At 64.3% G+C, this 15,626-nt stretch carries 12 protein-coding genes and 2 rRNA genes; 2 read left to right on the plus strand and 12 right to left on the minus strand.

The genetic code is table 11. The features are described from left to right. Nucleotides 1-155: 155 nt before the first annotated feature. Nucleotides 156-3,048, plus strand: a 23S ribosomal RNA gene (locus AM586_RS18645). Between the two features lie 117 nt (nucleotides 3,049-3,165). Further along, nucleotides 3,166-3,278, plus strand: a 5S ribosomal RNA gene (rrf, locus tag AM586_RS18650). A gap of 32 nt (nucleotides 3,279-3,310) precedes the next feature. On the opposite strand, the gene AM586_RS18655 is transcribed toward rrf, so the two are convergent. The 12 genes from AM586_RS18655 to AM586_RS18705 all read right to left on the minus strand — a co-directional run bounded on the left by AM586_RS18655 (nucleotide 3,311) and on the right by AM586_RS18705 (nucleotide 15,558). Next, the gene (locus AM586_RS18655; protein WP_109370487.1) at nucleotides 3,311-4,162 is read right to left on the minus strand and encodes a M20/M25/M40 family metallo-hydrolase; all 852 of its coding nucleotides are present in this window, start codon (nucleotides 4,160-4,162) and stop codon (nucleotides 3,311-3,313) included. Between the two features lie 468 nt (nucleotides 4,163-4,630). Then, entirely contained in the window at nucleotides 4,631-5,029 is a 399-nt protein-coding gene (locus AM586_RS18660) for a DUF2061 domain-containing protein (RefSeq protein ID WP_060566662.1), read from the minus strand. Between the two features lie 73 nt (nucleotides 5,030-5,102). Then, a complete protein-coding gene (locus AM586_RS18665) occupies nucleotides 5,103-6,563 on the minus strand; it encodes a cobyric acid synthase (RefSeq protein ID WP_060566664.1) in 1,461 nt (486 codons plus the stop codon). Beyond that, nucleotides 6,560-7,462: a cobalamin-binding protein gene (locus AM586_RS18670; protein WP_060567154.1), complete on the minus strand. Its 903-nt coding sequence runs from the start codon at nucleotides 7,460-7,462 to the stop codon at nucleotides 6,560-6,562. The genes AM586_RS18665 and AM586_RS18670 overlap by 4 nt, the downstream gene beginning before the upstream one ends. Further along, nucleotides 7,459-8,439, minus strand: a complete 981-nt coding sequence (gene cobD, locus AM586_RS18675) for a threonine-phosphate decarboxylase CobD (RefSeq protein WP_060566665.1) — start codon at nucleotides 8,437-8,439, stop codon at nucleotides 7,459-7,461. Before cobD ends, AM586_RS18670 begins: the two co-directional genes overlap by 4 nt. Next, a complete protein-coding gene (locus AM586_RS18680) occupies nucleotides 8,432-9,388 on the minus strand; it encodes a CobD/CbiB family cobalamin biosynthesis protein (RefSeq protein WP_060566667.1) in 957 nt (318 codons plus the stop codon). Before AM586_RS18680 ends, cobD begins: the two co-directional genes overlap by 8 nt. Beyond that, a complete protein-coding gene (cobU, locus tag AM586_RS28630; RefSeq protein ID WP_060566669.1) occupies nucleotides 9,382-9,942 on the minus strand; it encodes a bifunctional adenosylcobinamide kinase/adenosylcobinamide-phosphate guanylyltransferase in 561 nt (186 codons plus the stop codon). The genes AM586_RS18680 and cobU overlap by 7 nt, the downstream gene beginning before the upstream one ends. Continuing rightward, nucleotides 9,939-11,240 (minus strand): cobyrinate a,c-diamide synthase, encoded by a 1,302-nt coding sequence (locus AM586_RS18685; RefSeq protein ID WP_060566671.1) that lies wholly within the window; start codon nucleotides 11,238-11,240, stop codon nucleotides 9,939-9,941. The genes cobU and AM586_RS18685 overlap by 4 nt, the downstream gene beginning before the upstream one ends. Next, nucleotides 11,240-11,881: a cob(I)yrinic acid a,c-diamide adenosyltransferase gene (gene cobO / locus AM586_RS18690; protein ID WP_060566673.1), complete on the minus strand. Its 642-nt coding sequence runs from the start codon at nucleotides 11,879-11,881 to the stop codon at nucleotides 11,240-11,242. The genes AM586_RS18685 and cobO overlap by 1 nt, the downstream gene beginning before the upstream one ends. Beyond that, on the minus strand, nucleotides 11,862-12,665 hold the full coding sequence (locus AM586_RS18695) for an ABC transporter ATP-binding protein (RefSeq protein ID WP_060566675.1): 804 nt from the start codon (nucleotides 12,663-12,665) through the stop codon (nucleotides 11,862-11,864). The genes cobO and AM586_RS18695 overlap by 20 nt, the downstream gene beginning before the upstream one ends. Before the next feature lies 1 nt (nucleotide 12,666). Continuing rightward, entirely contained in the window at nucleotides 12,667-13,689 is a 1,023-nt protein-coding gene (locus AM586_RS18700) for an iron ABC transporter permease (protein WP_060566677.1), read from the minus strand. 18 nt (nucleotides 13,690-13,707) lie between these two features. After that, nucleotides 13,708-15,558 carry a TonB-dependent siderophore receptor gene (locus AM586_RS18705; RefSeq protein WP_060566679.1) on the minus strand — a complete coding sequence of 617 codons (1,851 nt, stop codon included), beginning with the start codon at nucleotides 15,556-15,558 and terminating at the stop codon, nucleotides 13,708-13,710. Between the last annotated feature and the right edge of the window lie 68 nt (nucleotides 15,559-15,626).

Below are 15,626 nucleotides of genomic sequence, written 5' to 3' on the forward strand. Positions count from 1 at the left end.
TAACAATCTGGAAGAAGTAAAGTTTTCTTTAAGCGTTCAACGCATCGAAAGATGTATTGAACACTTAGGGTAGTAATCTGTTGTATCAACAAACATAGTAAGCTGTCATTTGCCTATGACGTTCTCTATTACTCATGTAGAGGCCAACGTTATAGGGACAAGTGAATAAGTGCACATGGTGGATGCCTTGGCGATTACAGGCGATGAAGGACGTAGTAGCTTGCGATAAGCTGCGGGGAGTGAGCAAACACACTTTGATCCGCAGATTTCCGAATGGGGAAACCCGGCCCTTTGGGTCATCACTCACTGAATACATAGGTGTGTGAAGCGAACGCGGCGAACTGAAACATCTAAGTAGCTGCAGGAAAAGAAATCAACCGAGATTCCCAAAGTAGTGGCGAGCGAAATGGGATGAGCCTTGTACGTGATAGTCGATCGGATAGTGGAAGCTTCTGGAAATAAGCGCCATAGCGGGTGATAGCCCCGTACACGAAATCCGAACGGTGGTACTAAGCGTACGACAAGTAGGGCGGGACACGAGAAATCCTGTCTGAAGATGGGGGGACCATCCTCCAAGGCTAAATACTCGTAATCGACCGATAGTGAACCAGTACCGTGAGGGAAAGGCGAAAAGAACCCCGGGAGGGGAGTGAAATAGATCCTGAAACCGTGTGCATACAAACAGTCGGAGCCTCTTCGTGGGGTGACGGCGTACCTTTTGTATAATGGGTCAGCGACTTACATTCAGTGGCGAGGTTAACCAGATCGGGGAGCCGTAGAGAAATCGAGTCCGAACAGGGCGACAGTCGCTGGGTGTAGACCCGAAACCAGGTGATCTACCCATGGCCAGGATGAAGGTGCGGTAACACGCCCTGGAGGTCCGAACCCACTAATGTTGAAAAATTAGGGGATGAGCTGTGGGTAGGGGTGAAAGGCTAAACAAACCTGGAAATAGCTGGTTCTCTCCGAAAACTATTTAGGTAGTGCCTCAAGTATCACCACCGGGGGTAGAGCACTGTTATGGCTAGGGGGTCATTGCGACTTACCAAACCATTGCAAACTCCGAATACCGGTGAGTGCGAGCTTGGGAGACAGACGTCGGGTGCTAACGTCCGGCGTCAAGAGGGAAACAACCCAGACCGCCAGCTAAGGTCCCAAAGATTGGCTAAGTGGAAAACGAAGTGGGAAGGCTAAAACAGTCAGGATGTTGGCTTAGAAGCAGCCATCATTTAAAGAAAGCGTAATAGCTCACTGATCGAGTCGTCCTGCGCGGAAGATGTAACGGGGCTAAGCCAGTCACCGAAGCTGCGGATATATTTCTCGTGATTTATCACTTGATCTATATGGTAGGAGAGCGTTCTGTAAGCCTGCGAAGGTGTCTTGTAAAGGATGCTGGAGGTATCAGAAGTGCGAATGCTGACATGAGTAGCGATAAAGGGGGTGAAAAGCCCCCTCGCCGAAAGCCCAAGGTTTCCTGTTCAACGTTCATCGGAGCAGGGTGAGTCGGCCCCTAAGGCGAGGCAGAGATGCGTAGCTGATGGGAAGCAGGTTAATATTCCTGCACCGTCGTATGATGCGATGGGGGGACGGATCGCGGAAGGTTGTCTGCCTGTTGGAATAGGCAGTTTCTGGTTCATAGAAGGCGCTTAGGCAAATCCGGGCGCGGAATTCAAGGGACTGGGACGAGCGGCTTTATGCTGCGAAGCAATCGGAAGTGGTTCCAAGAAAAGCCTCTAAGCTTCAGTCATACGAGACCGTACCGCAAACCGACACAGGTGGGCGAGATGAGTATTCTAAGGCGCTTGAGAGAACTCGGGAGAAGGAACTCGGCAAATTGGTACCGTAACTTCGGGATAAGGTACGCCCCGGTAGCTTGATTGGTTTACTCCATGAGGGTGAAAGGGTTGCAATAAACTGGTGGCTGCGACTGTTTAATAAAAACACAGCACTCTGCAAACACGAAAGTGGACGTATAGGGTGTGACGCCTGCCCGGTGCTGGAAGATTAAATGATGGGGTGCAAGCTCTTGATTGAAGTCCCAGTAAACGGCGGCCGTAACTATAACGGTCCTAAGGTAGCGAAATTCCTTGTCGGGTAAGTTCCGACCTGCACGAATGGCGTAACGATGGCCACACTGTCTCCTCCCGAGACTCAGCGAAGTTGAAATGTTTGTGATGATGCAATCTACCCGCGGCTAGACGGAAAGACCCCATGAACCTTTACTGTAGCTTTGCATTGGACTTTGAACCAATCTGTGTAGGATAGGTGGGAGGCTTTGAAGCGGGGACGCCAGTTCTCGTGGAGCCATCCTTGAAATACCACCCTGGTTTGTTTGAGGTTCTAACCTTGGCCCGTTATCCGGGTCGGGGACAGTGCATGGTAGGCAGTTTGACTGGGGCGGTCTCCTCCTAAAGTGTAACGGAGGAGTTCGAAGGTACGCTAGGTACGGTCGGACATCGTGCTAATAGTGCAATGGCATAAGCGTGCTTAACTGCGAGACCGACAAGTCGAGCAGGTACGAAAGTAGGACATAGTGATCCGGTGGTTCTGTATGGAAGGGCCATCGCTCAACGGATAAAAGGTACTCTGGGGATAACAGGCTGATTCCTCCCAAGAGTTCATATCGACGGGGGAGTTTGGCACCTCGATGTCGGCTCATCACATCCTGGGGCTGTAGCCGGTCCCAAGGGTATGGCTGTTCGCCATTTAAAGTGGTACGTGAGCTGGGTTTAAAACGTCGTGAGACAGTTTGGTCCCTATCTGCCGTGGGCGTTGGAAATTTGAAGGGGGCTGCTCCTAGTACGAGAGGACCGGAGTGGACGAACCTCTGGTGTACCGGTTGTCACGCCAGTGGCATTGCCGGGTAGCTAAGTTCGGAAGAGATAACCGCTGAAAGCATCTAAGCGGGAAACTCGCCTTGAGATGAGATTTCCCGGAGCCTTGAGCTCCTTGAAGGGTCGTTCGAGACCAGGACGTTGATAGGTCGGGTGTGGAAGTGCAGTAATGCATTAAGCTAACCGATACTAATTGCCCGTACGGCTTGTCCCTATAACCTTGGCAGTCCTTGCCGGGTTTTGACAGCTGCTTGTTGAGACAACAGATAAAACACTTCTTCCAGATTCAGGGTAGCGTCGCCACACGACGACGAAACCCGTACAAGTCATGCCTGATGACCATAGCAAGTCGGTACCACCCCTTCCCATCCCGAACAGGACCGTGAAACGACTTTGCGCCGATGATAGTGCTGCAACCAGTGTGAAAGTAGGTTATCGTCAGGCTAATTATTAAGCAAAGCCCACTGAGTAGATACTCAGTGGGCTTTTTGCTTTTCTAAAACCGCTTGATCGCTCCCCATTTCGATCGCATATGCGGCCGCCAGCCGGGCAAATTTCAGGGCGTGTGCGGCTTGTCCGCCCGAGTTGGCATACGTGTCTTTCGCGGTATGAATTGCAGGGTTATCGCGCGCAAAGCTCGATTCGAACGGCATCGACGTCGGAAAGCCTTGGGCTTGCCAGCTCGCATGGTCCGAGCATGCATAACCACACTTGTCATAACCGAGTTTCAAGTCGGGCAGATAGCTTGAAATCAGTTGCACGAGAAAGGCATTCTGCATGCTGTCGGTGTAATCCGTGAACAGATAAATATCGTTCGCTGCGCCCTTGTAATTCGTCATATCGAGTTGCAGGACGCCGACCACCGAGCCTTTCCCCTGCCTGTAAGTCCGCGCAATGTCCTGCGACCCCCGCAGGCCCACTTCTTCCGCAGCGTAGGCAATGAAATGGATGTTGCGTTTTGGCCGGTAGCCGCGGTCGAGCATGGAACGCAGCGCTTCCGTGAGGCTGGCGATGCCGGAAGCATCGTCATCCGCGCCCGGCGCCTGGGCCGTGTCGCTCATCCTCGATACCAGGATGGAGTCCAGATGGGCACCGAGAACGACGCTCTCATCCGGCTTCTCGCTGCCGGCAATGCTGAGCATGACCGACGCTTGCGGATAGCCGGCGTGCGTCACCTGCTTGACCGTGATATTCGGCCGTCCCGCAGCGATTCCGGTCCATTTTGCCGCCAGCCAGTTCGATGCGTCGACACCCGATTGGCTTTTGTAATAGCGATTGGGAAAGGCCGACAGCGCGAGAATCGTCGCCTCGATATTCTTGTCGCTCATCTGCGCAAGCACCGGCTCGACCAGCTCGCGCTGGTTGATGGCATGGGAAAAAGCAGATGGCGCCCCCGCCTTATCGTGCAGCGCCGCTCGTGCCTCCGCTTCCGTCTTATGGAAAACGAAGCCACCGCATTGCTGCCGGCCTTGATGGATCGCGACGGCGACCGTCTCGAGTGCCGCTTCGCTGACGCTGACTGCGTGGATTTTTTCTCCGCCGCCTGCGAGCTGGCGGGATTCGACCGAGGCGATATCGGGACAAGCTGGCGTACCTGGCGAAACGCCGCGTCACCGATCGTGATCCACGCTTTCTTGTCTGCTGCCGACGAGGCGGGCGCATGCAGACCGAAGGCCAGCGCCGTCGCGAGTCCAAACAGATGCACTTTCATCGGCTTTCCCGCTGGCACGAAAGAGAAAAGCCTAGCATTGCGGCGTCAGCACCGCCGGACTCGCGCGCTTAGATGTTGAGACCGGTCATGCGGCCTGTAGCCCGCGACCACATCGCAGCTTGTCCCACACACGATCATGCAGTGGCATCAGCACGACATTGCAGACCGGCTCGAGCAGCGCTGCCAAACCGCCAACCGCCACCGAGCCGGTCGCATAATACAAGACGCAAAAGGCAATGACCATGTGCATGGCCGCCAGGCTGAATTTTTCGAGCGTAAGCATCAGATAACGCCGCTGGCCGCTCACGCCGCGCAGCCGGCGATGCCATGCGCGCTCATGAAAGGGCACCAGCAAGACATTCAGCAGCGGCTCGACGAGCACGGCCAACCCACCGAGGGCGATCGATCCCGTTACCGCGTAGGCGATCGCGAAACCGATCGCCAGGTGGGTGATGACTTGACTGCCTTTGCGTACCACTGCCATGGAAAACTCCTGTCGTTCTCTACCATGCAGTGAATGATATCGATTCTCATTTGATCGGTAAAATCGATAAGTTTTAGCGAGTCGATAGAATTAGACTATTGAGAAGCGGCACGCTCGCATCCGCGATCCGGTCCAGGCTCGCTTCGCGCAAGGCTGCTGCATTGACGGCATGTTGGCTGTGCAGCCCCGCCCAGCGCAGCAGGGCAGCGCAGGCGGATGCACTGTCGAACATCCCGTGCAGATAGCTGCCGAGGATCTGGCCGTCCTCCGAGCACGCGCCTTCGCCGCGCCCTTCGATCTCGAACGCCGGCCGGGCCAGCGCGGCTCCGCTCGACACGCCCATGTGGATTTCGTAGCCGCCTACTGCTGCTCCGATGGACGCGGGGTCGAACACGCTGTGTCCGCTGACCTGGGCCAGGCGCTTTTCCCGCGTCAGCGTGGTCGCCATGTCGAGCAGCCCGAGCGCCTCGGATCGCCCGGCCGCGCCCTCGACACCTTCCGGATCGTCGACGGTGCGCCCCAGCATCTGGAAGCCGCCGCAGATGCCGATCACTTTGCCGCCATAGCGCAGGTGGCGGCCAATCGCGTCCGGCCACCCTTGCTGCTGCAACCAGGTCAGATCGGCCCGCGTATTCTTGCTGCCGGGGAGGACGATCAGGTCGGCTCCCGGAATCGCTTCGCCTTCGCGCACGAAGCGCAGGTCGAGGTCCGGATGCGCGCGCAGCGGATCGAAGTCGGTGTGGTTGCTCATCCGCGGCGTGCTCGGCACGACTACCCGGAATTTGCCGTCGCGCCGCGTGACTGCCTGCACGGCGTCTTCCGCATCGAGATACAGCCCGTGCAGATAGGGCAGCACCGCCAGCACCGGCTTGCCGGTTTCGCGCTCCAGCCATTCCAGTCCGGGTTCGAGCAGCTTGAAGTCGCCGCGGAAGCGGTTGATCACGAAGCCGACAATGCGATTGCGCTCGCTCTCCGACAGGCAGGCGAGCGTGCCGACGATGTGTGCGAACACGCCGCCGCGGTCGATGTCGGCGACCAGCACGACCGGGCAATCGACCGCTTCGGCAAAGCCCATGTTGGCGATGTCGCGGTCGCGCAGATTGATCTCGGCCGGGCTGCCGGCGCCTTCCACGATGATCGCGTCATACTGGGCCCGCAGCCGCGCGTGCGATTCCAGCACCGCGCCCATCGCCACCGTCTTGTACTGGTGATAGTCGCGCGCGTTCATTTCGGCGCGCACGCGGCCGTGGATGACGACCTGGGCGCCGGTGTCGCTCGACGGTTTCAACAAGACCGGATTGAAATCGGTGTGCGGTTCGACGCCGGCGGCAATCGCCTGCAGCGCCTGGGCGCGCCCGATCTCGCCGCCATCCTGTGTGACCGCACTGTTGAGCGCCATGTTCTGCGGCTTGAATGGCGCCACCTTCACGCCGGCGCGCTTCAAGAGCCGGCACAGCGCGGCGACCACGGTGCTCTTGCCGGCATCGGACGTGGTCCCCTGGATCATCAGGGTCTGGTACGGGAAGCGCGTCATTTGCTGCCGCGCTCAGTGCGATGCTCAGTTCGATGCTCACGCGCCAGTTCCAGCTTCTCGCACAGCGTCGCTGCGCCTGCGATCATGCGCGGGCCCGAACGGTTGACCAGGTTGCCGTCGATGGTGAACAGGTTATCGTTGCGCACCGCCAGCAGCGTGCCGTAGGGTTTCCACATGCTGACGCCGCCGTAGTTCTTCTCGGCTGTCGCGAAGATCGCTTCGGGGTTCTCCTGCAGGACGCCCTCGACGCTGACCACCGGCGCCGTCACCGGCAACTTCGCGAAGATGTTCTCGCCGCCGCACATGCGCAGCGCGTCGCTGACGATGTGCTTGCCGTTCAGGGTGTACAGCGGCTTGTCCCAGACCTGGTAGAAGACGCGCACGGTCGGACGGCTCGCATAGCGCTTGCGCAGACCGGCGAGCTGCCGGCGCAGATCGGCCGCGGCCGGATTGGCGACCTGCTCGGTGCCCATCAGCTGGCCGAGCCTGGCCACGCCCTCGGGAATGTCGTCGAGCGCTTGCGGCTCGCTGTGGAACAGCGGCACCCCGAGCTTGCGCACCATGTCGATCTGGCGCTCCGAACTTCCATGGCGCCAGACCACGATCAGGTCGGGCTTGAGCGCCATGATGCGCTCCAGGTCGACCTCGCGGTTGGAGCCGATCTGCGGGATCTTGCGTGCCGCTTCCGGGAAATCGCTGTAGGCCACGACGCCGACCACGTGGCTGCCGCCCCCGGCCGCGAACAGCATTTCGGTAACGTGCGGCGCCAGCGAAATCACGCGCTGCGCCGGCTTCTGCAGGGTGACGAGCTTGCCGTCGTCGTCCTTCACCGTGATGGCCGCTTGGGCCTGGGCTGCCGCCAGCGCGGCCAGAAAAATCAGTGTCGTCGATGTCTTCATCGCTTGGTCCATTCTTGAAGTGCGCATTCGATGCGGTCCCAGTCCCGTTCGCAGACCGGCAGGCCGAGGCGGATGCCGCGCGCCGCCTGGCGGAACAGGCGCACCCAGATCGCGCGGCGCGCCATGTGTTCGTGAAAATCGTCGGGCCGGCGCTCCGGCCACCAGTGAAACAGCGGCGTGCCCGCGGCCTGGATACCGTGGGCGGCGAGCAGGCTGCGCATCCGTGCGCCGTCGCGTGCCAGCCGTGCCTGTGTGTGCCGCTGCCAGTTCCGGTCGCGTAGCGCCGCCAGCGCAATGCGTTGGGCCGGGCCGCTGACGGCCCAGGGGCCGAGCAGGTCGGCCAGCGCCGCCAGCAGCGCCGTCTCGGCCGCGACGAAGCCCAGCCGCAAGCCGGCCAGGCCAAAAAACTTGCCGACCGAGCGCAGCACGATCAGTCCCGGCCGGCCCGCGTGCGCGGCCAGGCTGAGTGCGGGCGTCGTGTCGCAGAAGGCTTCGTCAACCACCAGCCAGCCGCCGCGCGCAGCCAGTTCGGCTGCCCAGCGCAGCAAGCTTGCGGGCGGGACGGTCTCCCCGGTCGGGTTGTTCGGATTGCAGACCACGACCACGTCGCTGCCGCCCACCGCATCGTCGAGCATCGAATAGCCGGCCTGGCGCAGCGCATGCCCATGCTGCGACCAGTGATGGGCGTGCTCCGCGTACGAGGGCGCGGCCACCGTCACCCGCGAGGCAGGCCGCAGGCGCGGCAAGGCCTGGATCGCGGCCTGGGTGCCGGCGACCGGCAGCAGCACGGGCGCGCCATAATAGCTGCAGGCGGCGTCAAGCAGCGCCGGATCCGCTTCCGGCAGCCGGTGCCAGGCATCCGGCGGGACGGGCGGCGCCGGATAGCCGATCGGATTCAGGCCGGTCGACAGGTCGATCCAGTCGATGCCGCCGTAGCGCCGCTGTGCCTCGCGCAGATTGCCGCCGTGTTCAAGCATGCCGGGCTCCGATCAGCTGCAGGGCTGCGCCGGTGCACAGGGCGAGGGTCATCCACAGCAGGGTCGTATGCAACACCAGGCGCCAGGCACGCGGAATGTCGTCCGCAGTGGCGGCGGGACCGAAGCCCAGCACCGGCCGCAGCTCGACTTCGCCCGCATAGCTTGCGGCGCCGCCCACGCTGATGCCGAGCGCGCCGGCGCCGCTGGCCATTACCGGACCTGCGTTCGGGCTGCTCCAGGCCTTTGCCTGTGCGCGCCAGCAGCGCAGCGCGCGCAGCCGGCCGCCGGGCGCCAGCAGCGCGTACGACAGCGCGGTCAAGCGCGCCGGCACATAGTTCAACACATCGTCGATGCGTGCGGCCACGCGGCCGAACAGATTGAAGCGCGTATTCCGGTAACCCCACATCGCATCCAGCGTGTTCGCCAGCCGGAACAGCAGGGCGCCGGCGCCGCCACCCACCAGGAAGCAGAACAGGGTGCCGAACACGGCGTCGTTGCCGTTTTCGAGCAGCGATTCGGCGCCGGATTTCGCCAGGTCGGCCTCGCTCGCCTGCGCGGTGTCGCGGCTGACAATGCGCGCAGTCAGGCGGCGCGCACGCGGCAGCTCGCTGGCCGCCAGGGCCGCATGGATGGGCAGGGCATGGTCGCGCAGGCTGCGCAGCCCAAGGCACAGGTAGAGCAGCACGGCGTGCATCGCCAGGCCACCAGCGCCCTCGATCGCGCACAGCCAGGCTGCGAGCGCCGTCAGCGGCAGCACGGCCAGTGTCCAGCCGACGGCGCCGCGTGCGATGCGCCAGCCACCGGCGTTCAGGCGCCGCTCCAGCCGCTGCGCCAGCGCGCCGAAGCCGACCAGCGGATGCCAGCGCCGTGCCTCGCCCAGCAGCAGGTCGAGGGCGATCCCGGCGGCCAGCAGCAGCGCGAGCGTGAGCGGAGGCAGCCCGCTCAGCACGGTGCTCCCTTCAAGGCCAGCGGCAGGCCGGCGGCGACGAACAGCACCCGCTCGCAGCGCGCCGCCACTTCCTGGTTCAGGCGGCCCGCTTCGTCGACGAACGTGCGCGAGACCGCGCCCGCCGGCACGATGCCCATGCCGACTTCGTTCGATACGAACACGACGTCGCCAGGGGCCGGTTCGTCCAGCCATGCAAGCAGATCGGCGCGCTCCCAGGCAAACACGGGCGGCAGCACGATCTCACCGACTTCCGGATAGTCGCGCTGCGACGAAAACATCAGGTTGCTGAGCCATAGGGTCAGGCAGTCGACCAGCACGATGCGCTCCGGTACGCACAGGCGCCGCAGGGTGGCGGCAAGCGCGCGCGCTTCCTCCACCGTCTGCCATTCGGCCGGCCGGCGTTCACGATGGTGGGCGATGCGCGCCGCCATCTCGGCGTCGCCGGCGTGCGAGGTTGCGACATACACGACCTCCTTGCCGGACTCCCGCGCCAGCCGCTCGGCAAGAAGACTCTTGCCGGAACGGGCGCCGCCGAAGACCAGGGTGCGGCTCATGGCGCTTCCTTCGTGAACAGGCGGGCGGCGGCCAGCGGGTTCGAGGCGAAGAAGCCGTGGAAGTAGGACGCCGTCAGGGAGCCGATCCGGTACACCGCTTCGCCCTGGGCGCCGGACGGATGCTTGACCGTGTAGGCGACCGGCGCCAGGCCGGTGTCCAGCTGCGAATAATGGAAGGTGTGGCCGCGCAGCTCGCCGGCCGGGGTCGGCATTTCCTGCGAGCCGAGCCCGCCCAGGCGCTGCTGCATGACGACCCGGCCCGGCAGCAGGGCGGGCATGGGCCAGCTGCGGCCTTCGATGTCGGTGATGGATTCCGCGACCGCCATCATGCCGCCGCATTCGGCCAGGATCGGCAGGCCGGCGGCGTGCGCCGCGCGGATCGAGCCGCGCCAGTGCGCCGCCCTGGACAGCGCCTCGGTATGCAGTTCCGGATACCCGCCCGGCAGCCAGACCACGTCGGCGCCGGCCGGCACCGCTTCGTCGGCCAGCGGAGAAAAGAAGCACAGTCGGGCGCCCAGGCGCCGCAGCACGTCCAGGTTGGCGGGGTAGATGAAGCAGAAGGCGGCGTCGCGCGCGATCGCCACCGTCTTCCCGGCCAGCAGCGGGGGGATCGCTTCGTCCTGGTCGAGGTGCTCGGGCAGGCGCGGCGTCAGGGCCTGCCAGGCCTGGGCGTCCAGGTGCAGCTGGTCGGCCAGCTCGTCCAGGATTGCGTCGATGTCGTCGACTTCTCCCGGCAGCACCAGGCCGAGGTGGCGCTCGGGCAGCTTGCGCGCCTGCCGGGGCAGGCTTGCCAGCAGGGGAATGTCGCGCAGCGAGTCCGCCACCATCTGCCGGTGGCCTTCGCTCGCCACGCGGTTCGCGACCACGCCTGCGATTTGCACCGGACCGTAGTCGCGTAGGCCCCGCACCACGGCGCCGGCGGTCTGCGCCATGGCGGAGGCGTCGATCACTGCCAGCACCGGGATGTCGAAGGCGCGCGCGAGGTCGGCGGCGGACGGGGTGCCGTCATACAGGCCCATCACGCCTTCGATCAGCACCACGTCGGCATCGCGCGCGGCCTCCGCCAGGCTGCGCCGGCACGCCTGCAGGCCGACCATCCACAGGTCGAGCGTGTGCACGGTCGCGCCGCAGGCGCGCTCCAGCAGCATCGGGTCGATGAAGTCGGGACCGCATTTGAATACCCGTACCCGCTGGCCCTGGCGGACCAGGCCGCGCGCGAGGGCGGCGGTGACGGTGGTCTTGCCCTGGCCGGAAGCCATCGCCGCCACCAGCAGCATGCGTGCGCCTGGATGTGCCATCACCACTCCGTTCCGGCTTGCGCCGCGATGCCCGCCTTGAAGGCGTGCTTGACCACGTTCATTTCGGTGACGGTGTCCGCCACCTCGATCAGCTCGGGCGGCGCGGCCCGCCCGGTTACCACCACGTGCTGCATGGCCGGGCGGTCGAGCAGGTCGGCGATCACCGTGTGCACGTCCAGGTAACGGTACTTCAGGGCGATGTTCAGCTCGTCGAGCACCACCAGGCCGATGTCCGGATCGGTGAGGAAGCGCTTCGCCTGTTCCCAGGCTTCTTCCGCCTTGGCGATGTCGCGCTCGCGGTTCTGGGTTTCCCAGGTATAGCCTTCGCCCATCGCATGGAAGCTGACTTCATCGGGGAAGCGCCGCAGGAACTGTTCTTCGCCGGTCGACATCGCACCCTTGATGAACTGGACCACGCCGACCTTCATGCCGTGGCCCAGCGCGCGCACCGCCATCCCGAAGGCGCTCGAGCTCTTGCCCTTGCCGTTGCCGGTATTGACGATGATGATGCCGATCTTCTTGTCGGCCGCCGCGATTTTTGCGTCGATGACGGCCTTCTTGCGCGCCATGCGCTGGCGGTGGCGCTCGTTCAGCGCCGCGGTGTCGTCAGAGACGGTGTCTTCAGGCGTCGAGTGGTTCATGGTAGTCCTCGCGGGGAATGAAGATGCGGCGGCCGCCGTGCTCGATCATCTCGATCGGGTGGCCAAGGTAGTCGCCCAGCAGCGCCGGCTGCATCACCTGCGCGACCGGACCGGCCAGCCAGCCGCCGTCGCCACGCAGCAGCAGGGCGTGGGTGGAAATGCCGTGCGCCAGGTTGAGATCGTGGCCGATCATCACGACCGTCTTGCGCTCGCGCCGGCACAGGCGCGCCAGCAGGCCCATGACGCTGACCTGGTGGGCCAGGTCGAGCGCATTGGCCGGCTCGTCCAGCAGCAGCAGCGGCGTGTCCTGGGCCAGCAGGGCGGCGATCGCAACCCGCTGGCGCTCGCCGCCGGACAGGGTGCGCACGTCGCGCGCCGCCAGGTGATCGACCTCCATCGCGGCCAGTGCCTGCAGCGCCGCCTGGTGGTCGTCGCTGCCTTCCCAGTAGCGGTTCGCATGGTAGGGGTGGCGCGCAGAAAGTACGGTGTCGATCGCGCTGTAGGCGAAGGCGTCGGTGCGCGACTGGGCAAGATAGGCGCGTTTGCGCGCCAGTTCCTCGAGCGGCCAGTCGTCCAGCGTCCTGCCGTCGAGCTGCACCGCCCCCTCGTGGGCGCCGCGCAGTCCGGCCACGGTGCGCAGCAGGGTGCTCTTGCCGGCGCCGTTGCGGCCGATGATGCTCCAGCATTCGCCCGCCTGCACGGTCCAGTCGAGATCCCGCACCAGCGTACGGCCGCCAATCTGCAGGCTCAGTTCCTGCGTCTTGAGTAGTTGATGAGCGATCATCTTATTTGCGCAACTGGTGCAGTTGATACAGGAAGACCGGTGCGCCGATCAGGGCCGTGATCGCGCCCACCGGCAGCTGGGTCGGCGCGACCGCGGTGCGCGCCAGGGTGTCGCACAGGACCAGGAAGCTGCCGCCGGCCAGCACGGCCGAGGGAATCAGCACCCGGTGGTCCGGGCCGAAGGCGAAGCGGCAGGCATGCGGCACGATCAGACCGACGAAGCCGATCGAGCCGGCACTCGTGACCGCGCTGGCGGTCAGCACGCCGGACACGAAGAACAAGCCCTTGCGCAGGCGGCCGACTTCGATGCCGAGCGTGCGCGCGGTGTCGGCATGCAGGGCCAGCACGTTCATCGCACGGGCATTCCGGAGGGCGAAGGCCAGCGCGCCGCCCAGCACGATCCAGGGCAGCACCCGCAGCGGCGCGCCGGCCAGGTCGCCGATCATCCAGAACACCATATTGCGCAGGCTGCCTTCCGGCGCGATCGACAGCATCAGCGTCACCAGGGCCATGCAGGCCGACGCCAGGATCACCCCGCTCAGCAGCAGCGTCGACGCGCCGCCTTCGGCCGCCACGCCGCCGCGCATGTCGCGCCGTGCCAGCAGGTAGAGCAGCATCGAGACCGCCACCGCGCCCGCCAGCGCGGCGCCGTCGACCACCACTGCTGCGCTCATCATCAGCAGCGCGAACAGGGCGCCGACCGACGCGCCGGCCGAGATCCCCAGAACATAGGGATCGGCCAGCGGGTTGCGCAGCAGGGCTTGCATCATGACGCCCGCCAGCGCCAGCGCGCCGCCGGTGACGAACGCCGTCAGGGCCCGACCGGCGCGCAGCGCGAGCAGCGAGGCGGCCAGCGAATCCTGGCGGCCATGCAGCAGCTCAGTGAGCGCCTGCGGCAGTTCCGGCAGCGCGACCCTGACCGATCCCGTGACGCCGGCGAACAGCAGGCAGGCAAGGGCGGCAAGCACGAGCGTGCCGATGATCGCGGTGGCGCGCTGGCGCGCGGATGGCTGGACTGGGTGCATGCTGGCTTGATGAGTAAGTTAACGGATCCCGTAGCGCAGCGCGGCGAACCAGCTGCGTCCGGCCGTGCCGTAGTTGCGCGCCAGGTCGTAGCGCTTGTCAAGCGTATTGTCGAGGCGTAGCAGCAGCGACCAGCCGGGGGTGAACCGCCATGTAGTGTACAGGTTCAGCAGGCCGTAGCCACCGAGGCGGTTGGCGTTCGCGGCATCGTCGAAGCGGCTGCCTGACGCCTGCAGTTCCGCGCCCAGGTCGAGCCGGTCGAGGGCATAGTCGGCGGTGAGGCTGGCGTGGCGGCGCGCGCGGCGGGCCAGCTGCTTGCCGGTGGTCTCGTCGCGCGGATCCTGCAGGTCGACGCTGGCGCGCAGGTCGATGCCCCGCAGCCGGGTCCCGGCCGATATCGTCAAACCCTCGAGCAGGGCATGGTCGACGTTGTAGGCGCAGCTGCCGGTGCGGCTCGGGCAGGGATTCGCCGTCACGATCATGTCGGTCAGGCGGTTGCGATAGTAGTTCGCCTGGAGCTCGGCGCCGGCCAGCTGGTAACGGATGCCTGCCTCGGCATTGCGACCCTGTTCCGGCTTGTTGGTGGGCAGACCGTAGCCCGGGTAGTACAGCTCGTTGTAGGTCGGGGCGCGGAAGCTGGTGCCGAAGCTGGCGGTGGCGCGCAAGTCCTTGCTGAACTCGTAGCCATAGCCGGCCGCGCCGGTGGTCTTCGCGCCGTAGATGGAATGGTCCCTGCGCAGGCTGAGGTCAAGCAGCTGGCTGCCGCGCCGCAGGTCGTAGGCGGCGGCGACCGAATTGGTGATGCGGGAGCGGTTCAGGGCGTCGCTGGAGCTGGACAGCACCTGCTCCTTGCGGTGGCCGAACAGGATCTGCAGGGTGTCGCCGCCGAGCTCGAAGGTGTTCTGCCAGGTGGTTTCATCCTGGCGCGTGTCGATCTGGCTGGCGCCGCTGGCCGCCGTACTGGTGAAGCTGCCCAGCCTGTCGTTCGAGCGCGCGGCCTGCAGGCTGCTGCGCCAGTTCGGCAGGATACGAGCGTTCAGGAACACGGCGTAGCTGTCGATGTTCTGCTGGTTGTGCGTGTCGTAGCTGGAGGCGCCGTTGTCGTATTGCGCGCGCAGGCGGCTCTTCAGGAATTGTGCGCCGGCGTCAATGCCCGGCGCGAGCTGCACCGCCAGGCGTCCATTCACGCTGTTGCGCGAGTAAGCGTCGTCGTCCGGGTTGTAGCCGAACGCGCCGGGGCGGGTGGCCGAGAAGCCGTTCGCATCTTCATGCGCGCCGCTCAGTGCGTAACTGATGCTGTGCTCACCCCCGGTTGCGCCGTGCACGCCGGCGTCGTATTGACTTGTGCCGTAGTTGCCGGCGCCGGCGCTGGCGCTGAAGGCGGGCGCACCCGCGCTGTTCTTCGTGAAGATCTGCACCACGCCGCCGATCGCGTCCGCGCCGTACAGGGAGCTGAGCGGGCCATAGACGATCTCGATGTGGTCGATGCCGGAGAGGGGAATCGCGTTCCAGCTGGCGGCGCCGGTGGTCGAGGAACCGATCCGCACGCCGTCGATCAGGACCACGACCTGGTTGCTGTTGGCGCCGCGCAGGAAGACGCTGGTGCTGGCGCCCGGGCCGCCATTGCGGACGATTTCGATGCCCCGCTGGCGGCGCAGCAGGTCGGCAACCGAGCCGGCGCCGGCGCGCGCGATCTCTTCGCTGGTGATGACGGTCGTGTCGGGGATCACCTCATCGGCGCGCTGGGGCGTGCGGGTGGCGGTGACGACCACGGCGTCGATGGCCGGATCGGCCAGGGCGGAAACCGAAGGCGAAGCAAGGGTGAGGGCGAGCAGCGGCGCGGCCGCGTGCCGTGAAGCGGGAAAACGCATGACGATGTTTTTCTTTCGTAGACAACCGGCCGACGTCCCCGTAGGCCAGATTGAACAGAAGCGCCGGC

Source organism: Massilia sp. WG5, assembly GCF_001412595.2.
Taxonomy (GTDB): Bacteria; Pseudomonadota; Gammaproteobacteria; order Burkholderiales; family Burkholderiaceae_D; genus Telluria.